General features: G+C 45.2%; 20 protein-coding genes and 2 pseudogenes. 14 read left to right on the top strand and 8 right to left on the bottom strand.

Annotated features, from left to right (window positions below):
* Positions 1-25 precede the first annotated feature (25 nt).
* The 6 genes and pseudogenes from radA to DLD82_RS03115 all read right to left on the bottom strand — a co-directional run bounded on the left by radA (position 26) and on the right by DLD82_RS03115 (position 7,545).
* A complete protein-coding gene (gene radA, locus DLD82_RS03135; RefSeq protein WP_342764527.1) occupies positions 26-1,000 on the bottom strand; it encodes a DNA repair and recombination protein RadA in 975 nt (324 codons plus the stop codon).
* 78 nt (positions 1,001-1,078) lie between these two features.
* Positions 1,079-1,249 (bottom strand): annotated as a pseudogene (locus DLD82_RS19435) (helix-hairpin-helix domain-containing protein); the annotation flags it as partial.
* An 83-nt stretch (positions 1,250-1,332) separates the two neighbouring features.
* Complete coding sequence (locus tag DLD82_RS03130) at positions 1,333-2,619, bottom strand: OB-fold nucleic acid binding domain-containing protein (protein WP_181391225.1); 1,287 nt, start codon at positions 2,617-2,619, stop codon at positions 1,333-1,335.
* A 13-nt stretch (positions 2,620-2,632) separates the two neighbouring features.
* Positions 2,633-3,925, bottom strand: coding sequence for a diaminopimelate decarboxylase (gene lysA, locus DLD82_RS03125; RefSeq protein ID WP_109939653.1), 1,293 nt, complete (start codon positions 3,923-3,925; stop codon positions 2,633-2,635).
* Positions 3,922-5,070, bottom strand: a complete 1,149-nt coding sequence (locus DLD82_RS03120) for an LL-diaminopimelate aminotransferase (RefSeq protein WP_109939652.1) — start codon at positions 5,068-5,070, stop codon at positions 3,922-3,924. Before DLD82_RS03120 ends, lysA begins: the two co-directional genes overlap by 4 nt.
* Before the next feature lie 51 nt (positions 5,071-5,121).
* Positions 5,122-7,545, bottom strand: a complete 2,424-nt coding sequence (locus DLD82_RS03115; protein WP_109939651.1) for a methyl-accepting chemotaxis protein — start codon at positions 7,543-7,545, stop codon at positions 5,122-5,124.
* A gap of 542 nt (positions 7,546-8,087) precedes the next feature.
* On the opposite strand from DLD82_RS03115, the gene DLD82_RS03110 reads away from it, so the two are divergent.
* From DLD82_RS03110 to DLD82_RS03095, 3 genes are all read left to right on the top strand, one after another.
* Positions 8,088-8,912: an acylphosphatase gene (locus tag DLD82_RS03110; protein ID WP_109939650.1), complete on the top strand. Its 825-nt coding sequence runs from the start codon at positions 8,088-8,090 to the stop codon at positions 8,910-8,912.
* Positions 8,913-9,674: 762 nt separating this feature from the next.
* A complete protein-coding gene (locus tag DLD82_RS03100) occupies positions 9,675-9,893 on the top strand; it encodes an antitoxin family protein (protein ID WP_109939648.1) in 219 nt (72 codons plus the stop codon).
* The gene (locus DLD82_RS03095) at positions 9,877-10,275 is read left to right on the top strand and encodes a PIN domain-containing protein (protein WP_181391224.1); all 399 of its coding nucleotides are present in this window, start codon (positions 9,877-9,879) and stop codon (positions 10,273-10,275) included. The genes DLD82_RS03100 and DLD82_RS03095 overlap by 17 nt, the downstream gene beginning before the upstream one ends.
* Here DLD82_RS03095 and DLD82_RS03090 read toward each other — a convergent pair.
* The gene (locus DLD82_RS03090) at positions 10,189-10,860 is read right to left on the bottom strand and encodes a hypothetical protein (RefSeq protein ID WP_245920350.1); all 672 of its coding nucleotides are present in this window, start codon (positions 10,858-10,860) and stop codon (positions 10,189-10,191) included. The genes DLD82_RS03095 and DLD82_RS03090 overlap by 87 nt on opposite strands.
* Before the next feature lie 67 nt (positions 10,861-10,927).
* On the opposite strand from DLD82_RS03090, the pseudogene DLD82_RS03085 reads away from it, so the two are divergent.
* Positions 10,928-11,428: pseudogene (locus DLD82_RS03085) on the top strand (IS66 family transposase); the annotation flags it as partial.
* Between the two features lie 254 nt (positions 11,429-11,682).
* On the top strand, positions 11,683-12,471 hold the full coding sequence (locus tag DLD82_RS03080; RefSeq protein ID WP_109939646.1) for a DUF4351 domain-containing protein: 789 nt from the start codon (positions 11,683-11,685) through the stop codon (positions 12,469-12,471).
* Positions 12,472-12,491: 20 nt separating this feature from the next.
* On the opposite strand, the gene DLD82_RS03075 is transcribed toward DLD82_RS03080, so the two are convergent.
* Positions 12,492-12,722, bottom strand: a complete 231-nt coding sequence (locus DLD82_RS03075; protein ID WP_109939645.1) for an antitoxin family protein — start codon at positions 12,720-12,722, stop codon at positions 12,492-12,494.
* A gap of 204 nt (positions 12,723-12,926) precedes the next feature.
* Here DLD82_RS03075 and DLD82_RS18195 point away from each other — a divergent pair, with 204 nt between their 5' ends.
* The 9 genes from DLD82_RS18195 to DLD82_RS03035 all read left to right on the top strand — a co-directional run.
* Complete coding sequence (locus tag DLD82_RS18195; protein ID WP_181391223.1) at positions 12,927-13,076, top strand: hypothetical protein; 150 nt, start codon at positions 12,927-12,929, stop codon at positions 13,074-13,076.
* Between the two features lie 393 nt (positions 13,077-13,469).
* Positions 13,470-14,510 (top strand): RpnC/YadD family protein, encoded by a 1,041-nt coding sequence (locus DLD82_RS03070; protein ID WP_109939825.1) that lies wholly within the window; start codon positions 13,470-13,472, stop codon positions 14,508-14,510.
* A 380-nt stretch (positions 14,511-14,890) separates the two neighbouring features.
* Positions 14,891-15,262 carry a cytidylyltransferase domain-containing protein gene (locus DLD82_RS03060; protein WP_219968298.1) on the top strand — a complete coding sequence of 124 codons (372 nt, stop codon included), beginning with the start codon at positions 14,891-14,893 and terminating at the stop codon, positions 15,260-15,262.
* Between the two features lie 133 nt (positions 15,263-15,395).
* Positions 15,396-15,725: a nucleotidyltransferase family protein gene (locus DLD82_RS03055; RefSeq protein ID WP_109939643.1), complete on the top strand. Its 330-nt coding sequence runs from the start codon at positions 15,396-15,398 to the stop codon at positions 15,723-15,725.
* A 33-nt stretch (positions 15,726-15,758) separates the two neighbouring features.
* The gene (locus DLD82_RS19430; RefSeq protein WP_342764526.1) at positions 15,759-15,917 is read left to right on the top strand and encodes a HepT-like ribonuclease domain-containing protein; all 159 of its coding nucleotides are present in this window, start codon (positions 15,759-15,761) and stop codon (positions 15,915-15,917) included.
* On the top strand, positions 15,907-16,038 hold the full coding sequence (locus DLD82_RS19505; protein WP_245920349.1) for a HepT-like ribonuclease domain-containing protein: 132 nt from the start codon (positions 15,907-15,909) through the stop codon (positions 16,036-16,038). The genes DLD82_RS19430 and DLD82_RS19505 overlap by 11 nt, the downstream gene beginning before the upstream one ends.
* 557 nt (positions 16,039-16,595) lie before the next feature.
* On the top strand, positions 16,596-19,634 hold the full coding sequence (locus DLD82_RS03045) for a S8 family serine peptidase (RefSeq protein ID WP_109939642.1): 3,039 nt from the start codon (positions 16,596-16,598) through the stop codon (positions 19,632-19,634).
* Entirely contained in the window at positions 19,631-19,891 is a 261-nt protein-coding gene (locus DLD82_RS18390) for a hypothetical protein (protein WP_109939641.1), read from the top strand. Before DLD82_RS03045 ends, DLD82_RS18390 begins: the two co-directional genes overlap by 4 nt.
* Positions 19,882-20,690, top strand: an 809-nt coding sequence (locus DLD82_RS03035) for a DUF2341 domain-containing protein (protein ID WP_181391222.1), incomplete at its 3' end; no start/stop codon positions are given. The genes DLD82_RS18390 and DLD82_RS03035, both read left to right, overlap by 10 nt.

Here is a 20,690-nt window from a genome sequence, read left to right as displayed (position 1 = left end):
CTATAATATCAAACTCCTTTTGCTATTAGCAGGACCGCATTCCACCTTCTTCAACAAGGAACGTTGCTTCTCCTTCAGGCAGATTCGGACTGTCAACCAGCCTGAAGATACGTTTTCCGCCCTTGCTCTTTCGCAGGTATACTCTGAAGGTTGCGGTATGACCTACGATATTTCCTCCGATAGGTTTTGTCGGGTCACCAAAGAAAACTGCCGGATTGGACTGGACCTGGTTTGTCACAAGGCCGATGGCATTGTACTCATCACAGAGTTTGAAGATATCATGCATGTGACGATTCAGTTTCTGTTGCCGCTCTGCAAGGGATCCCCGTCCTGCATACTCTGAACGGAAGAGACCGGTGAGTGAATCAACAATCACCAGTTTGACCGGTTTTCCTGCAGCTTTGAGTTCCTCGGCCAGTTCACGGGATGTCTCGATGAGGAGCATCTGATGATCTGAAGTCTGGGCACGTGCAACGTGAATATTCTTTAAAAAATCCTGTGGATCGGCACCTTCAATCTCAAGGCCCCTGACCATCTGTTCAATACGTTCAGGTCTGAAGGTATTCTCCGTATCCACGTAGATGACCGAACCGCCAAGACCACCGAGTTCTTCCGGAAGCTGGACATTAACAGACATCTGGTGAACTATCTGGGATTTACCAGAACCGAACTCACCGTACATCTCGGTGATGGCCTGGGTTTCAAACCCCCCTCCCATGAGATCATCAACTTCAGGGACAAGAGTCCGGAGTTTCTTGACCTTCAGCCGCTGTTCAAAGACATCAGTGCCAGTCTTGAACCCGCCGATATCAGACTGGTCACGACACCACTTGATCATCTTCTTGGCGGTTGCCTCTCCAAGTTCTGCAGCTTCTGCAAGTGTTGACGGAAGAGAGGTTGCAATACTTTCAATCGTTAAAAAGCCGGCGTCCCGAAGCTTTTCTGCTATTGCAGGGCCTACTCCCGGAATATCTTCAATGTCCAGTCTCCGCTGTGTCATATTGTCAGTATCTTCCTGCGTTGCGGACTTTGTATCTGATGAAGATGCTGCATCCGGACTTACCTGGGATGTACACCACTTTATCATCTTGCGGGCGGTTGCTTCGCCTATCTCAGCGGTGTCATATAATTCAGTTGTCGTTGACTGTGCTATCTTCTCCACTGATTCATACCCTGCTTCACGGAGTTTTTCTGCAGTGGTAGGTCCGACGCCTGGAATGTCCTCAAGCTTGTATGCTTCTGTTGCCATAGTAGTTTATCCCTCATCATACAGGTGGCAACAAGGAGTATTTAAGTCTAAAATAAACAGGGTGAAAGTGAAAATGCCTTTTTTTAAAGTGACAAAATAAAGGCTTCAAGGTTGTCTTTTATCATTTTTACATCATATTCTAAGACTTCTTCACTTTCGGAAAAGAGCCTTTGACCACATGCAAAACCGGTCATTATGGCATATGTGCCATGGGGAAGTTTTGTATCGACCAGCCATGATCCATCCGGTGATGTAAGAAGCGTTCCTTGGGGAACATACAGGACCGTTCCCTGCACCCGGATATGCTCTCCCTCGTGAGGAACTATAGCAAGCGCCCCTCCTCTCCCAAGAGAGATCTCATTATCTCCGGTCCTTCCGGTTTTTACATAGGCATTGTATATAATAACCGATTCACCCTGCAGGAGCGGCCGTTTTGCCTCATCATCCCAGAGTACAAGAGGGACCTCTGCACTTCCATCTGACAGGCGAAGATTCCGGACCCATGACGTGGACCCATCCCTTCTGGTAAATGGTTTTGCCGGAAGGATGCGGGTCAGAGTACCCCGGACGGTGACGGACTGTTCTGGAACGAGGGCCTCCAGGGCAGTTGTCTGGATCTCCGGCGGTTCCTCTGCAGGAGAGAGCATCGTCTCTTCGTCAAACACAACCTCCCGGCCACCGTAATCGCCCTCCTTTTCCAGGGCACCGGAGACTGTTACTGCTATCCCCGGAGTAATACCGGCAAGTACCGACGGTTCCCAGCATAAGAGCCGGGCTGTCCCAACGCTGTCTGCCACAAGCCCGCTTACCATCTCACCGCTGGTCCCGTCTTTTCTGGTGAATGGTTTCGGATCTGCAAGGGAGATAATAAGCCCATGGAGGTCCACCCGTTTTGGTGCTTTCCGCTCCTTTACCTCCATGACACAGTCAATATCAACACAGGTCTTCCGGAGGTTTAAGGGCATGATATCACGGGCAGACTTTCCATGTCTTCCGATGACCTCTACAACATCGGCTATCTCAAACGTCTCTTCAAGAGCTGCAGCCTGTTCGTCCCAGAAAACAAGATCAACCTGTCCGGTCTCATCAGCCACCGTAAGGCGTGCAACAAGACCTTTCTCCCCGTTCTGGCGGTCAAACTCGGTCACCCCGGAGAAGGCGATTATTTTTGCATAAAAACAGAAGAGAGATGATTTTCCCCGAAGGCCCCGGATCTTCACATGAGACCGTCCGAGATCTTTCACCACCAGAAGGGCTGCTGCCGTTTCATCGGCCAGGTTCCCACAATCGGTTATTTTCTTCTCGATCAGAGCGTCGAATTCTTCCCTGCTGATGAGATCATCTACCAGTGCATAATGATACCTGACCACCGGTTTCAGCTCCTTACTGCAGCCAGGAAGGAGTAATCAGTGCAGCCATCAGATCATCGAGGGTTTCTGCACGTCTCATGAGTTCTGCTTTCCCCTGTTTAACCAGAACCTCACCGCACCGGCCCCGGCCGTTATACTGGGAAGCCATGGAGTATCCATAGGCTCCTGCATCAAGGACGGCAACAAGATCACCTGCCATAACAGCCGGGAGCTGCCGGTCATGGGCAAGGATATCCCCGGTCTCACAGATTGGACCGGTTACTGTGTAGGTTCCGGCTGGTTTTTCATCCGCACGGTTTGCAATGAGGACTTCATGGTATGAATCATACATTGCCGGTCGGATGAGAAGATTAAATCCGGCGTCAACGTTCACAAAGGACTTGTGTGCCTTCTTGACCGAGTTAACTTTTGTCAGGAGAAGGGTCGAGTCACAGACCATAGACCGGCCGGGCTCAATCCAGATCTCCGGACTGATGCCAAGCCGTCCAAGAACCGAGGTACAGACCGGCATAACCGCTCCGGCATATGCTGAAAAAGTCGGTGCATCAGGCCCGTTGTGATCATACGCAACCCCAAGACCGCCACCAAGATCTACGAACTTGAACTTCACACCCATCCGGTGGAGTTCTTCGACGACCTCCATCATGACCTGGGCTTCCTTTGCAAAAGGCTCCACTTCAAGGATCTGTGACCCGATATGGCAGTGGATACCAACCGGAATGACATGTTTGCAGGCAAGGGCTGCTGCATAGGCATCGGTTATCTCCGCCGCCGGAATACCGAATTTCGAAGTTGCAAGACCGGTTGCAATCTTGGGGTGGGTCGGAACATCAAGTGCCGGGTTTACCCGGAAAGAAACCTCAACAATTTTTCCTGCTTCTCCTGCAATCCGGTCAATCTGGGCCAGTTCATCAAGAGAATCCAGGGAGACCCGGACTCCTTTTTCAATGGCAAGCCGGTGATCTGCCTCGGTCTTTGAAGACCCGTTAAAGAGGAGGTGCTCAGGCTTCATACCGGAAAGAAGAGCAAGATGAAGTTCTCCGGATGAGAAGACATCTGCACCTGCTCCTTCCTGGGCCAGGATCTTCATGATGGAAAGGTTCCCATTTGCTTTTGCAGCGTAGAGAACCCGAATCTTTGGATAGTAACCGGACATTGCGGTCAGGTATCCCCTGAAGTTTTCCCGGATCCGGATCTCATCGGTCACATAGAGAGGCGTTCCATGGGTAAATGCAAGTTGAACCGTATCACAACCACCAATCATAAGATGGCTGTTTTCAATGGTAAGATGGGAAGGAAGGTTCACCACTGCACCTCCTGCATCCGTTCTACTGCCTCCCGTATCCGGTCTACGGTTCGGGTTACCGCAAACCTGACATACCCTTCGCCGGATTTTCCAAACCCGACACCCGGAGTTACGACAATTCCTGCCTCGTTGAGCATCTTTGCGGCAAACGAGATGCTGTCCGGAACCTTCATCCAGACATAGAAAGTAGCTTTTGGAGTAGTGACCTCAAACCCGAGTTTTTGGAGCCCGCTGACCAATACATCCCGGCGTTCCTGATAGATCTTACAGGCCTCAGCCACACAGTCCTGTGGTCCTGAAAGTGCTGCGATTGCCGCATACTGGACCGGGTTGAAGACACCTGAATCGACATTGGTCTTTACCGTACCAAGACCCCTGATAACCTCCGGGTTTCCAACCGCCATGCCAATACGCCATCCGGTCATATTGTAAGTTTTGGAGAGGGAATGCATCTCAATACCTACCTCAGCCGCCCCGTCGGTCTCCAGGAATGAAGGTGCCTTGTACCCGTCAAAGGCTATTTCAGAGTAGGCATTGTCACTGACAACAACGATATCATTGTCACGGGCAAAGTCCACGACCTCCCGGTAAAACGAAGGAGGAGCAATCGCTGATGTCGGATTGTTGGGATAATTAATCCACATGAGTTTTGCTTTTTTTGCAACATCTTTGGGGATATCGTCAAGGACCGGAAGGAAATTGTTCTCACGGGTCAGGGGCATATCATGTGTTTTTCCCTCGGCAAAAAGAGCACCGGTGCTGTAAACCGGGTATCCAGGACTTGGTACCAGAACATAATCGCCCGGATTTACTAAAACTTCTGGGATATGGGCTACCCCGTCCTTTGACCCCATAAGAGAGATGACTTCCTTATCAGGGTTTAATTCCACACCAAACCGTTTATTGTACCAGGATGCGACAGCCTGACGGTATGCAGGCATCCCAAGATAGGAAGGATAATGATGATTATCCAGATCTCTGGCGGAGGTCACCAGGGCATCGACAATATGAGGAGGGGTTGCAAGGTCCGGATCCCCCACCCCAAGGTCGATAACATCTACCCCTTCCGCCCGTTTTTGGGCTTTCATCTCATCTATTCGGGCAAATAAGTACGGAGGAAGATTTTCTATCCTATGTGCAAACATGGTTGTACACGTTTACCATCAGGACTCATAATAATGTCCGGAAAAAAAGGGTTAGTAGTATTTAAACCGGTTCATTTTTTCATGGATACGCTGTACCGATTCATGGGCCTCTCCGGCAATCCGGTGGATATATTCCATTGAATCATTGACCTGCGAGACCATCGTCGTTATCTGACCGACTGCAGCTGAAGACTGTTCACTCGCTGCTGCAAGACCGATGGATTCCTTCGCGGTCTGGTTCACCATATCACTGAATTCATTTACCGTAGCAGTGACTTCTTCAACTGAAGCTGCCTGTTCCTCGCTGGCTGCTGCAACTTCGCCCATATTAGCATGGATAACCGAGATTGAAGTCACAATCTCGTTAAAGATTTCAAGTGTTTTGCTGACGGAAACATTTCCGGTCTCTACTTCAGAAAGGGAGTTGCTGACTGCATCGGCCATTGCAGCGGATTTCTTTTGAAGAGCAGAGATAATTCCGGCAATATTTTCAGCAGATTTCTGCGACTCGTTTGCAAGTTCTTTTACTTCTGCTGCAACGACCGCAAATCCAAGACCTGCATCACCTGCACGTGCAGCTTCGATGGCGGCATTTAATGCAAGAAGGTTGGTCTCTTCGGCAATGGAACTGATGATATCAACGATTCTGCCAATCTCCTGCATCTGCTCGCTGATCTCCCGGTTCATCTGATCGATGGCAGAGGAAGCCTGCATAATTCCCTTCATTCCGGTTTCAGCCTGACCTGCAGCATTCATACCATTTTCGGATAATTCGGATGCATTGTTGGTAAGAACGGAAACATGTTCCATTTTTGTTGCAACCGATGAGACCGTGGTTGAGAGATCATTCATCGCAGCTAAAATCTGCTGGGTATTCATTCCGCTCTTGTCAGCAAGATCGTTGACAGCCGCTGCAATTCTTGCTACCTGTCCGGTTCCTTCTGACACATCCTCGATACTCTTGTATGCTTCACAGGTCTCACTGGTGACTTCATCCACTTTACTGCTTACTTCATCCACTTTACTACTTACTTCTTCGACCTGGGCACTGACGGCAATTAATGCCTCGGATATGTCTGTACCGATAGTGTTCAAAGCATCACGGAATTTGATGAAATCGCCTTCAAGATGCAGGTCCGGATTTACACGGGCTTTGAAATCTCCTTTTGCATAGGAATTACAGAGTTCCATTGCCGCCTGCAGGGGAGTTACCATGGCATCAACGGTCTCATTCACCCCGTCAATGATTACCGCATAGTCTCCCTGGAACTTGCTAACATCCCCCCGGACATTCAGATTTCCCGAGGATGCTGCTAAACTGAGAGTCCGGACCTCATCGCGAAAGAGCCTGAAAGTAGTTACCAGTTCAGCAAAAGCCCTGCCCAAGACCCCGATCTCATCATTGCTCTCTGAAAGAGTGATATTTCCGGAGAGATCCCCGTCTTTTACCATGTGTGCAAGCCGGACCAGGTCATCCATCCTCCGGGAGATGGATCTTCCAAAGAGATATGAGACGATGATTCCGGCAATAACTCCAATGATGATAACGATAATTATCGCGTTTCGTATCGTGTCTAGTGGTCCGGTAAAATCATCCAGTTCGCTGCTTGCTACGATAATCCAGTCGAAGGGCTCGAAATATGAGAATGCAGCAACTTTCTCCACACCATTGTAATTGTATGCCAGGTACCCGTCCTTTTTCGCGATTATATCTTTTATGAATGGAAGATCAGAATCGTTTCTTCCTTCATTGGTCGGATGGATAACCGTAATTCCCTGACTATTCAGGACATACATGTACCCGTCCTGACCGATTTTTTTCGCTTTTATCTGATCCTCGAGAAGACCAATCGTTGAATCTTCTTCAACACCTACAAAGAGAATACCAATAATATTTCCAGACTTGTCTTTTATCGGCTCATAAGCAGTAATGTATTCTTTCCCGACAACCGTTGCAGTTCCATAATAGGTCTGGCCTTTGTTTATTACTTCATCATACACTTTGTCAGAGACCGACGTCCCAATGGCGCGTTTCCCGTCTTCGCCAATGACATTTGTTGAGATACGAATCGCCTGATCTCCTTCTTTCTGGAACACCGTAGCTGCCCCACCTAGAAGTTTCTGGACCTCGTCTACTATCTGGAAATTGTCATTGACAACATATGATGAGCCAAGAACCATTTTGTCATTGACAATCGCAGCGTCCCCTTTTTCATAGAAAAATTCACGGAAGACGTTGAGATCACTTTTTACTTTAACCAACGTCAGGTCATAAACAGTTGCAGATTCATCATTGATATCATCGACCTGAACCTCCAGATTTGTCTGGATATCATTTTTTATTGCAGATTCCGCACTGGAATATGCCACAAACCCCACTATCAGAGCAGGAACAATAACAAGGATCAGACTGATTACCGAAATCTTACGCCCGATTGTTGCATTGTCCAGCCAGGATGTTATTTTGTTTTTCATCCCATTCCCTCAATTTTTTAGCTGGTGCAGACAGGGTAATTACCCTGCCGTGTCATAATACAATGTTAGATGCTTACCTGATAGAGATTGCGTTTTATATATCCGGACATGAAAGACACCATCTGTGTTTATAGAACCAGATTATTATTCATCGAAGACAATAAAATATCGTTGAAGTCAGCAGGATGATAATAAGTTCTCCGGGCCATATATAAGGTTATCCCCAAAAGTGACATTCTTCTCAAAAACGGTAATTGATGGCGGCTTTTTTAAAGGGGTCGCTATTCCAGGATCGCCCATGGACCCATAATAAATACCGCCTTCATTTCATGAGGCAGGAAATGCCCTTGAGAAAATGATATTCATTGGTGAAATGGAAAACAAAGGCATTAATGACCTTATTTTTTATCCCCCTCATCCCATAATTCAAAACATCGGTTTTTTCTTAATCCGGGCCTTATTTGAGGATTTTTAGACGGACACTTACCGGGCCCGACAAAAACTATGAGGTACGAAACCTTATTGTTTCTCGAGGAGGATAAATGAGTAGAAGAATGCAATCGCAGATAACAATCCATGGTTCCCGAATTCATGAAGTCGGCTTCAGGCTCAACCTTCTCCATTATGCGAAAAAATTACGATTTTTTAATTTTGAAGCATTTAATGATATGAATGAGACTGAAGAACTTGTTATCATTTACGTTGAAGGTGAAGAAGCGAAAATAAATCTTCTTATCCAGAATATCCAGACAATTAAGCCAGAATTAGCGATTGTCCATAATATTACCGTACAACCATACAATGGACAGATCGCCCCTTTAGCCTCATTCAGTCAGGATCTCCAGATGGAGCAGATGGCGAAATCAGTCCCCATACTTGTTGAAATGAGGGATCTACAGCATAAAACTGTTGATCTACAAGAAACAACCATTGATCTTCAAAAAGAAACCATTGGTCTTCAACATAAAATGCTTGATCTTCAACATGAAACTGTCGACATGCAAAAGGAAACTATTGGTCTTCAAAAAGAAACTATTGGTCTTCAAAAAGAGACTATTGGTCTTCAACATAAAATGCTTGATCTTCAACATGAAACTGTCGACATGCAAAAGGAAACCATTGGTCTTCAAAAAGAAACTATTGGCCTTCAACATGAAACAGTTGGTATGCAAAGGGAAGCCCTTGACTTACATAAAGAATCTATTGGCATGCATAAGGAATCTTTGAAGAAACAGGATGAAATGGTTACAGAAATTCATGGACTTCGTGATGATTTCCGTTCTTCTGTGAATGACCGGTTAACAAAGATTGAAGAATCCCTGCATACCATAAAAGTAGCTTTGGAACAAGCAAAAATCCTGGGATAATTTTAGAAAAATTTGGGGAATTGATCCTCCGGAAACCTAAAAAACTCCATATTAGCGGTTTCACTTATCAACAGTGAAAAAGTTTATATCAATTATCCTGCTCAGCAAATAACAAGTAATTCCCCCGACTAGACTCAATCTCTCTTTTATATTATTTATTTATCCGGGGTGCTGCAATTAACAGGATTAACTCAAACAACTATGATCTTGCCTTCAAAGAATCCCTGACTCTTTTTGAAAACAAGACACTTGAATTCCTCGGCCTTGACCTCCCAAAGATAACCGGAGTTTTAGCAACAGAGTTTGCAGAGGTGGAGACAAGAGATGAGTTTGTTGATCTTATCTTCAGACTTGAAAATGGTGAGATACTTCACATCGAGGAGCAGATTTCTCTGACGGAAGAAGATCTGATTCGATTTGCCCATTATGATCTGAGAATATTTTCAAAATATCATGTACGTATCCATACAGTTGTACTCTCACCAGCCTGTTCAAAAAAGGATTCATTTTTTGGTATTTGTTAACTAATCCATCTCTGCTGTGGAGTTGCCGGGCTGGATCTAGCGGTCGGACCGGATAGTTCGGATGATTTGGGAGTTCTGTTCGCAGGCTATCTTTAGAGAAATTATATTCTTGATGCCCTTATGGTGGGCTTTAAAGTTTTGATTAAATTAGTTAAGAATAGATATTATTATAGAGATGATCATGTGTTAGTATTGGGAAAAGAGATATTGTCCATTACTTAACCGTCGGAGATTGCTTATGACTCTAACAATTGAGGTAATTTTTGAGGATAACGTATTTAAACCGGTTAAACCGGTTGAAGGTTTACAGGAACATGAACGGATGATTGCATTGATCTCACCCCGGGTAAAAAAGGAAAGGCTTCGGAATTTAGCTGGGACATTATCATCTGAAGAAGCAAATGAGATGTTGGCGGTGATCGATGAGGAGTTTGGAAGGGTTGAAGGAAATTGGTAGAGTAGTACTTGATACAAATGCGGTAATTGCCTATCGCCAGGGCATTCCCAAAATCTGTAAAATTATTGACAATTCTGATATTCTCTATCTGCCTGTTACTGTCCTTGGTGAACTTCTGTATGGGGCGTTGAATAGTACCCGGATTGTGAGTAATGAGCAGGCAATAGTAAATTTCATCGAATATGTGGATATAGTTCTGATAGATGTAGCAATTTCCAGAAGGTATGCCCGGATACGATTGAATCTGAAAAAAGCCGGAAGTTTAATCATGAGACGAAAGAGTGTATCCGTGCCATTAAAGCAAAGATTGACGGGAAGAACCTGGACGGTGCAAGGGCTTAAGATTATCACCAGCTTTTCGGTTGAAACCCATCTCTGTTAACGATGCTTGCACTATCCCCGGTAGCCCTGATGACAAACAGTCCACTCTTCTCAGCCATTGCCGCTGTCCCGGCATCTTCAGAGATGAAGGCACCGCTCCATATAGTTTTTTATCTGCATATTCCGGCATCCAGTTCTTTGCCAGCTTGAGCTTTTTCAGGAAATTTCTGATATCCTCTGGTCGCAGTGTAGTTTTGACCTCTATTATTACAATTTCAGATCCATTGATTGCGATGATATCAAACTCGTAATCAACCCCGTCACGGCGACCGGATCTTCTTTTTATGGTATCAGTCACCTCTATTCCCCATTGATTGAGGATAGTGAGGATATCACCTTCCACCAGAGATTCGACAAGTTTCCCCCACTGTGAGGTGAACAACTGCTCCAGTTTGTTGAGTTTTTTGTCTGTCTCTTTGAATTTTTCTCTCAGTAATAGATCAGTCTCCTGAAACTTCCGGTCTGTATCCTTGAATCTCTTATCCGTCTCCTGAAACATGAGCCAGACTTTTTCAAATGTCAGAGGGCCATCTGGAGATGTGGTTGTATCTGGTGGAGATTGTTTTGGTTTTGATGTGGGTGACATATCCGGGTTTATATACTTGTCATCTGGCGTAATAGCGATTTTGGGTATATCGTTATTGATCAGTTAGTTGACGTCTCAACCAGATATTTTACTAAGAAAAGGCAGACCACCTGAAAAGTTTCTCGAGTTTGTAAATGGAATTCGTGAAATTCTTAAAAGAGCAGTAGAATACACTGAAAATGACCCCCCACCCTCGATGTTTGGTCGTAAAAATGCATACGCGGAATTTCAGGCTGATATTACGGCACTGCTTGATCGAGAATGGGTTGATAAGGATGTCATCCGCATTGCCAAAGAACTTCGCAAACGAGAGAAAATGCTCCTTACATTCATGTTATATGATGATGTTCCATGGCACAATAATGATGCAGAAGGAGCGATACGTCAAGGGGTACTTCATCGCAAGATTAGTGGAGGGAGAAGAACATGGGTTGGGGCAGATGTGTTTGGGGTGCTACTCAGTATTTACGAAACATCAAAGAAAATAAAGGAGAGATTTATCTGAATAGTGGGAGAAAAATTAGGATTCTCGTCATTTAATGAAATCCCAAACAATTCATCTTCTTAAAGGTGAGTTGTTACGTCGAATCTTATAGTAATTATAAAAACCACGAGGTAAAAATACGTAATAATAATGATTATTACGGGGTTTCTCTATAATATTACTCATTTATCCGGGGTGCTGCTATTAATAAGATAAACTCTCAAAATTACGATCTTGCCTTTAAAGAATCCCTGACTCTTTTTGAAAACAAGACACTTGAATTCCTCGGTCTTGACCTCCCAAAGATAACCGGAGTTTTAGCAACAGAGTTTGCCCAGGTGGAGACAAGAGACGAGTTTGTCGATCTTATCTTCAGACTTGAAAATGGTGATATACTTCACATCGAAGAGCAAACATCCCTGACGGAAGAAGACCTGATTCGGTTTGCCCATTATGATTTGAGAATATTTTCAAAATATCATGTCCGTATCCATACGGTTATACTCTCACCGGCCTGTTCAAAAAAGGATTCATTTTTTATTGATACAGGGTGTCTGCACTACACTGTTACTCACCAGATTATCCGGGGAAGAAATGCAGATGAAGCATTAGAACGTATAAAAAAAGAGGTAGCCAATGGAAATCCGGTAAATGAACTGGAACTGATATTCGTTCCACTCATGGAGAGCAGACTTCCGGTTCAGGACCTGCTTTTCGAAACAATAAAACTTGAGAAACAAATTAAGGATGAGAACCTCAAGAATAAAGTAATTGCATTGACCATGGTGATGAGTAACAGGCTTGTAGAAGCCTACCTTATAGAGAAAATATGGGAGGAGATAAAAATGTTAAAAATTTTGAAATATGCAGAGGATAAGGGAAAAGAACAGGGTATTGTGATTGGCATTGAACAGGGTATTGAACAGGGTTTAGAAAAAGGCAGAACTGAAGAGAAACTAGCCCTTATCGAGAGACTGCTCGTGAAGAAATTTGGTCCTCTTCCAAAAGATACACTTACATCTCTTCAGAATATGGATAGTACAATATTGGACATCCTGAGTTTTGAGATCCTGGATTTTCAAAGCATCGATGACCTGTTTAACTTTATTAAAAAAATGACTCCCTAATCACGTTTTTTGTATTTCCATTAGGACATACTATGATCCATATCAATAATAAATTCTGTAGTTTTTGGATCTGTTGCGAACAAACCGCACATCTGATCGGTAATTGAGCGTTTGATCTCAATTATGACGGCCTCCCCCTCATGAAGAGGAAGATCCTGCATTGGTTTTAGTACATGGTTTTCATACCGAGCCTTTGCATGAATAGTCATGTGATATCTCCTTAGTACTCTGACAAGTCCACCTGCACTCATATGAATGTATTGTTAATAATCATGCAATATGGAGATGGAATAGGTATGAAAATGGTGAGATACTTCACATCGAGGAGCAGGCTTCTCTGACTGAAGAAGATCTGATTCGGTTTGCCCATTATGATCTGAGAATATTTTCAAAATATCATGTTCGTATCTACACAGTTGTACACTCACCGGTCTCAAAAAAGGATTCATTTTTTATTGATACAGGGTGTCTGCACTACACTGTTACTCATCAGATTATCCGGAAAAAATGCAGATGAAGCATTAGAACGTATAAAAAATGATGTTGCCAATGGAAATCCGGTAAATGAACTGGAACTGATATTCGTTCCACTCATGGAGAGCTGACTTCCGGTTCAGGACCTGCTTCTCGAAACAATAAAACTGGAGAAACAAATTATGGATGAGAATCTCAAGAATAAAGTAATCGCATTGACCATGGTGATGAGCAGGCTTGTCGAGGCCTATCTTATAGAGAAATCTGGTTGAAGGGATGGAAACGAGGTAAGATGATAAGGATCCTTCATCGGGAAGATGCTAGGACAGGAATATGCTTTCCTTCAGCCGATTTATGCAGAATTGCATGATCGTATCTCTCCCGTGAAGGATCAATCAGGAAATGTCGTATCTTTTTTGCCGGGGTAGATCGGAATAACCTGTTTCACATCGCAATTGAAGGGTTATTGCACCGGAGTGTTTTATTTCAAAAAGGTAATAACCAATACTATCTTACTCATTCGGGTGAGTCCGGACGAATACCGGGTGAAGATTGATGAAGCAGCGAAGTTCCTGTTCACCGCTTCAAACGACACCCTGATTGAGTTTCTCTCCGCTATCTTCTCTCTCCCACTTAACAAGGAGACTCTCCGTGTAGTGCCGATCTCAACTGAGTATATCTGTAATAGTCCGGTGTATTCCCGTCACTACCCGGATATTGTACTTGAAGTTCGTGGATTATCTGATGAACACCCCCTCTTTCATGTCGAGATCCAGACCGGATATGATTCGATGATGGATGTGAGAATGGTAAAATACGGGTATCTCATCGGCGCATCGCGTTCAGAGAACGGTTCTGATGATATCCGCGTCATTACCATCCCCCATCAGGTGGTCATCTATCTTGAGGAGCATAGCCGGATAACTGATACCCTGCAGGTAAAGATAGTGCTTCCGGACGGTTCTGACCTTCTGTATTCTGTACCTGTTTTGAAACTCTACCAATATCCTGTAGAGGTACTCGGGAAGATGGATCTCTATCTCCTCCTGCCCCTGGTCCTGGTGAAGTATCGAAAGAGGTTCGAAAAGCTAATTGCCAGAAAGAATGCCGGTAGGGAAGAGTTTGACCAGATTGTTGGGGAGATAATTCAAGATATTGAGACTATCATATCCTTCTCCTCTAAGGCAGGGGAGGAAGGGAGGTTGGATGAGGAGACAAAAGATATTATTCTCTCTACAACGATTGAGATGTATAAACAACTGCATCGAAAATACATCAAGGACGAGCGTGTTCAGGGGAAGGTGGATTATATGATTGAGAGTGTCAGGCAGAAGTGGCATACCATCGGGCTGGAAGAAGGGATTGAGAAAGGTATAGAAAGAGGAAAGGTTGAAGGTATCAAGGTAGGAATTGAGAAAGGTATAGAAAAAGGTATAGAAAAAGGGATCGAGCAAGGAGTAAAAACAGTTGCGAAGAACCTGCTGATGATCGGAATAGATGATGCAGTGATCTTACAGGTGACCGGCCTGACACCTGAAGAATTGGAGAGGATTAAGGCTGAATAATCCCCTACTTCCGTTTCGCCTTCTCCTTTCTCCTTCCTGTTTCCCAAGACCCTTTTCGGGAATTTTTTTCATATAAAACCCTTATGAGGCGAAGCCTCAAGACTGATGAATGAAAATCTTCAATCTGGGCTTCATTCATGATTCCATATAGATGGTCATACAAAAATGCTTTGGTTAAAAAATCGTTGGTTAATGGCTTTTTCCCCATCGGGATGTCCGGTTGATGCCTTATTGGTGAGGGCTCCTTATTGGCAGAATAATGGTTTCGATCTGATTGAAAATTTTTAGAATTGAGAAGAGATTACTGACTTTCTCATGTGTCATTGTCATCTCTAACTGATTGTACCACCAATAGATGAGTATTTATGTGACTTGCAGTCATTCCTGCCCGTGGGGGGAGCAAACGGATCGCACGTAAAAATATCCGGGAGTTCTGCGGAAAACCTATCATTGCCTGGTCGATTGAAGCTGCCCTTGAGAGTAAGTGTTTTGACCGGGTGATTGTATCAACTGATGATCCGGAGATTGCTGATGTTGCAAGAAGATTTGGGGCAGAGGTTCCGTTTCTCCGTCCGGCAGAACTTGCGGATGATTACACCGGGACGGCGGCGGTTGTTCGTCATGCGATTGATTGGTTTGAGGGAAATGAAGTAACCAACGAAATTAAATCCTCCATCTCTCCTGACTTGAATATTGAGTTTTACTTCTTTGCCTTCACCGGTGTATGCAGATATAACCGGGTATACATATAAAAAACATTAAGGTATTGTGTTCCTCCAGGTTTTACCCACTTGAAAACGGTTTTATATTTGAGAGACCCCTATTAAAATAAGAAGAAAAAATCGCCTTCGTAATTGGCACGAAAATCTATGGAATGAAATTTTTATGGCTGATTGTTTATTAACAAGTAACTTACAGGAGATTATCATTTCAATCCTTACAAAAAATAACGCTAAGAGAATTGCAATATTTGGTTCCTATGCACGAGGTGAAGAGGGACCTGATAGTGATCTCGATATTCTCGTCCGGTTTTCTCCACCGAAAAGCCTTCTTCAGCTCATAAGAATTGAAAATGAGTTGAAAAGGAGTCTTAAGATAAAAATAGATCTTATCACAGAGAATTCGGTGAACCGTTATATTGCTGATGATATTAAAACCGATGAAATCGTGATTTATGAGAACGAAGGATCACATATATCTTTACCACATTCTTGATTGTATTTCTGACATAGAAAATTTTCACAAGAAATTCACTCATCGTCAGATTTACTAGAGAAAAAACTTGAAAGGGCTGGAATCGAAAGAATGCTAACTGTCATTGGTGAAGCAGCAAAAAATCTCTCTTCGGAATTACGGCAAGAAACCTCTGACATTCCATGGAGGGATACCCGCGGGGATGAGAGATAAATTGATACATCATTATTTTGGTATTGACTATGACGCAATATTTCTCACGATAACCGAAGAAATTCCAATTTTAAAGAAAGAGATAAATAATTACCTGTCATCCAGAAGAAAATTGGATTAGGTTATTATCCATGTATCCTAGATTCCCTTTTATTCATAATGAGCTTGGCTGCTCTGTCGATTGTCCAAGTGATCTGAAATATAAATTTCACAATAACTAGCCTTTGTGAATCCGAAATTCTTGTAAGAGATGAATATATCTACCAAAATGTCATTAAAGAATTATTCTATGACACCGAAGGAATATTATCACTTGATTTTCAGACAGAGCCTGAATAGCCTTGTTACCAGTATTAACGTGGTATCCAGGGAATTCCTGTTTCTTGTAATCTGGCATGGAGCACTATGCAGGGATTTTCAGAGACTGTGGACAAACTTTCAATATTCTCAATTTAATACGGGATTAGCCAGTTTATATCCATACTTAAAATTATCTTATGCACTACAATAATCCCGGATTAATCCTCGCTATTTATATCTATCTGCCCGTTTTTTCTGGTCTGCATTGCATATGAAGTCTTTTTCCACTTTTTTCCTGATATAGGTTGCATTAGGTCAGAGCCCGGGTTGTCAGTTTGAAATAACTGGTTATCCGGGTATAACAGATGGTGATCAATCATGGCAAATAACGCAAAAATCTTCATATTTATTATTTTTATCCTCTTTATCAGCATGCAGGTGGTCTCGGCAGTTCCGGATGTCAGTATTCCCGGAATATCCGGGGTGGTAAAACCTCCTGACGTAGTGGTGCCTTCAGGTCCGGCAGTGCCTTCCCTGGTAAAACCGGTATCTCCGGTGAGTGTTTCTCCAGTTCAGCGGACAATGTCCGGAATTGTTTCTTCACCGGTGATGAGCGGGGCATCGGGCGTTGAGACTGCAGCAGAATCTGTTCAAATTGCAGAGGCAACTCAAAATGTTTCTTCTGATAATCGTTCTTTTGCTCCTGACCGGGTCATTGTAAAGTATAAGACATCAGGAGTTTCTATCTCTTCCGTCAACCAGGTCCAGACTCAGGCAAATGCCGCTCTTGGTGCATCGGTCATTGCAGATGCCACAACTCTGGGAGTTACCGGAATGCAGGTTGTGTCGGTTCCGAACAGTACCGGAACCGAGAAAGCAATTGCTCTGTACGAGATGAACCCGATGGTCGAGTATGCCCAGCCGGATTATATATATCATGCTTTTCCTGCAACAACAGTCCCGGTTCAGATAAATCAGAAAGCAGTCTCTTTTCGTGAGTCAGCAATTTTAGGAAGAGTAAATGTTCCATCTTCCGGAACAACTCCGGTTGCAACTACTCCTGTTTTACAAACTCCCTCTGTTACTTCCGGAGTTACTTCCAGTGTAGTTACTACTGCGAATGAGACGGAAGGATTTGGATACATGCACCTTTCTCTTGAGGATGTGGCCGAGATCCAGAGCGATTACAATGCTGCAGTAAAAGTTGAAAACGCCCCCTTGTCTACCACCCTCGGAAGCAAAAGCCTGCTCTCCAATATCCAATATGCTCCATCTGAGCGGAACCAGGGCAACTGTGGGAACTGCTGGGTCTGGGCCTCTACCGGAGTTATTGAAAACGCTCTTACTGTTCAGAACGGAATAAAGGACCGCCTCTCAATACAATACTTTGATTCGAATTATAATGGAGGAAGTGCCTCCAACGGAGCATGTAATGGTGGCTGGGCCAGCACCTTTGCGAATTTCCACAGCACCTCCGGATTCAAGCAGGTCATCCCCTGGTCAAACACAAATGCCTATTATAATGACCGGTATGCCTGCTCATACGGATGCGGAACACAGACTCCGGCATCAAGCATCTCTACAACGCCCAATTACCCGATAACCAGCATCTCTACCAGCTGGCTTTCAACAAACGGTGTGTCCCAGGCACAGGCAATTGCTAATATCAAGGCACAAATTGATAATAACAAGGCGGTCTGGTGGGCATTCTTCCTCCCGGACAGTTCTTCCTGGAGTGCCTTTAATTCTTTCTGGGCGTACCAGACCGAGTCAGCCCTCTGGAACCCGGACACGTATAATAACATCGCCTATGGTTCATCCGGAGGCGGTCATGCAGTTATCATTGTCGGATATGATGATTCCAGCAGTGATCCAGACCAGCGGTACTGGATAGTCCTGAACAGCTGGGGTAAGAACTCCGGACGCCCGAATGGTCTGTTCCGGCTGAAGATGAACATGAACTATAGTGGGAAGTCATCCCAGGGATACCAAAGCCATTACTTCTCAATATTCAACGTCAACTATGGAATAGCGGCCCAGACCGGATCAATATATGGGACATCAACTCCGACCGGTGCCAGAATCTGGGTTGATGGCACAGACACCGGAAAGACCACTCCGGCGACGGTAGGTTCTGTTGCTGCCGGAAACCATGCGGTCACCCTCAAACTTACCAATTACAATGATTACACAACCAGCACATCCGTGACCTCCGGACAGACTGCAACCGTTAGCGGAACCCTGCTCCCGTCCGGATCCACCAGTTCAATCTCGAATGATCCAGGAGCCGCGTACCTGTGGGGTCTGCACAACACCGGACAGACCGGTGGAACAGCAGATGCCGACATCGATGCTCCGGAAGCCTGGGCAGTCACTACCGGATCAAGTGATGTTGTGATTGCAGTTGTCGACACCGGTGTTGATTACAACCATCCGGACCTTGCAGCAAACATGATCGGCGGGTACAATGCCATCACCGGAACAACCAACCCGATGGATGACAATGGCCATGGAACCCACTGTGCCGGAACAATCGGAGCGGTTGGAAACAACGGGATCGGAGTTGCCGGAGTCAACTGGAATGTGAAGATTATGCCACTCAAGTTCCTTGACTCGTCCGGATCCGGGTTTACCAGTGATGCAATAGAAGCTTTTGCCTGGGGATATACCCAGGGTGTTCGGATCTTCTCCAACTCCTGGGGAGGGGATGGAACCGATACGGCACTACAGAATGCTATAAACCAGTATTCCGATGCCCTGTTCATCTGTGCCGCCGGAAATGATGGGGTAAACACAGACTCTGTCCCACAGTCTCCAAGTGCTCTTCCGAATGCGAATATCCTCGCCGTTGCAGCCTCTGATCACATGGACCGCCTTGTAACTAATGCAAACTGGGGCTGGGGATCCAATTACGGGGCCACGACGGTTGATGTCGCAGCTCCGGGCCAGAGTATCTACAGCACCTATCCGGGAAGTTCATATGCATATATGTCCGGAACCTCGATGGCAACCCCCCATGTCGCCGGAATTGTCGGGCTGCTCAAAGCCATAGACCCATCAGCAACAACTACTGAACTCAAAACAGCGATTATGAGCGGAGTGGATGCAAAGAGTTCGTTGTCCGGGAGGTGTGTGACCGGAGGACGGGTAAATGCATACTCATCCCTCCAATATGTATCACCCCTAGAGGCAAAATTTTACGGAGTTCCGACACCTACTGTCAATCCCCTGACCATCCAGTTCTTTGATGTCTCCGAGGGAACGGTATCATCCCGGACCTGGAACTTTGGTGATGGCAATACATCAAGTACCCAGAACCCGACACATTCATTTTATACTCCGGGTACCTATACGGTCACACTCGCAGTCGACAATGGCCTCAGCATGAACGTGGCCTCAATGGAGGTTGGATCATGAACAGACTGGATAATATCATCGATTGCCACCGCAATGAAACCGGAAGCAGATCGGACATTCCGATCTCTTCTCTCCGGAACCGAGTGGTAACGTGGCAGTCCTCTGCATGGCTTTACCTGATAGCTGGTACGCCCACCTTCCGGATGGCTGTAATTGGATTAATGGGAAATCATCCCCTCGTCCGGAATATCATCCGGCACAATATTCCGAATATCCCGTGTGCAACTCCCGTAATGGAGGAACAATCATGTCTATAATTCATCGCTTCATGCACCGCCCTGGTGCGATGATGAGAATCAAAGTACTGGTTATTCTCATTGTCACTCTCCTGTGTATCGGATCAATGAATGTCTCCGGAGCCGATGCTTCGACCGCTGTGTCGCCGGTGAATGTTCCGGTGGTCTCGTCTCCTGTCCAGACAAGCGTGGTGAGTTCGGATTTGACTTTGGCGAGTTCCGGGGATGTGAGTACCAGTGAGGTTCAGGCTCAGGCGACTAATTCTGCTTCGAGTACGGTGACGGTGGTTTCCGGTGGTCCGGCGTTTATGAGTGGGTGGAGTTACCGGAAGATCCATGCGATTGGCGGGAGTCCGGATGGAGATCTGACGGATTACCAGATGCGGTTTGTAGTCTGGCGGACGGATGGGACTGATTCCGGGGAGAATGTGTATGTTGGATCCAATGTCCGGGAAGATTATGGCGACCTCCGGTTTACTACGATTGTTGGTGCCCAGATGCCCTACTGGATCGAGTCGGTTGGTGCGAACTCGGCGGTTGTGTGGGTGAAAGTTCCGGCGATACCGAGGGCTGGGACGCAGGTTGTGATGTATTATGGGAATCCCTCTGCTTCATCTGCTTCCAATGGTAAGTCAACCTTTGAAGTGTTTGATGATTTTGAATCCGGCTCATTAGATACTTCACTCTGGTCTAATACTGCTGGCTATACTGTCACAACGGTTAATGGAAAAGGTGTCCTTCAGAAAATAACCTCAACAGGTCATGGTTCTACAGCTTATCTCTACACTCCGTATTCCGGTTCAGATGGATCAGTTGTGAT

Source organism: Methanospirillum stamsii, assembly GCF_003173335.1.
GTDB classification, from domain to species: Archaea; Halobacteriota; Methanomicrobia; order Methanomicrobiales; family Methanospirillaceae; genus Methanospirillum; species Methanospirillum stamsii.
This window is presented reverse-complemented; position numbering and strand designations above follow the sequence as displayed.

Coding starts and splice junctions, on each gene's coding strand:
- DLD82_RS19505 (WP_245920349.1), top strand. CDS start 15,907: ATGAGAGATAAATTGATACATCATTATTTTGGTATTGACTATGACGCA.
- DLD82_RS03045 (WP_109939642.1), top strand. CDS start 16,596: ATGGCAAATAACGCAAAAATCTTCATATTTATTATTTTTATCCTCTTT.
- DLD82_RS03120 (WP_109939652.1), bottom strand. CDS start 5,070: ATGTTTGCACATAGGATAGAAAATCTTCCTCCGTACTTATTTGCCCGA.
- DLD82_RS03055 (WP_109939643.1), top strand. CDS start 15,396: ATGGCTGATTGTTTATTAACAAGTAACTTACAGGAGATTATCATTTCA.
- DLD82_RS03075 (WP_109939645.1), bottom strand. CDS start 12,722: ATGAGTGCAGGTGGACTTGTCAGAGTACTAAGGAGATATCACATGACT.
- DLD82_RS03090 (WP_245920350.1), bottom strand. CDS start 10,860: ATGTCACCCACATCAAAACCAAAACAATCTCCACCAGATACAACCACA.
- DLD82_RS03100 (WP_109939648.1), top strand. CDS start 9,675: ATGACTCTAACAATTGAGGTAATTTTTGAGGATAACGTATTTAAACCG.
- DLD82_RS18390 (WP_109939641.1), top strand. CDS start 19,631: ATGAACAGACTGGATAATATCATCGATTGCCACCGCAATGAAACCGGA.
- DLD82_RS03110 (WP_109939650.1), top strand. CDS start 8,088: ATGAGTAGAAGAATGCAATCGCAGATAACAATCCATGGTTCCCGAATT.
- radA (WP_342764527.1), bottom strand. CDS start 1,000: ATGACACAGCGGAGACTGGACATTGAAGATATTCCGGGAGTAGGCCCT.
- DLD82_RS03115 (WP_109939651.1), bottom strand. CDS start 7,545: ATGAAAAACAAAATAACATCCTGGCTGGACAATGCAACAATCGGGCGT.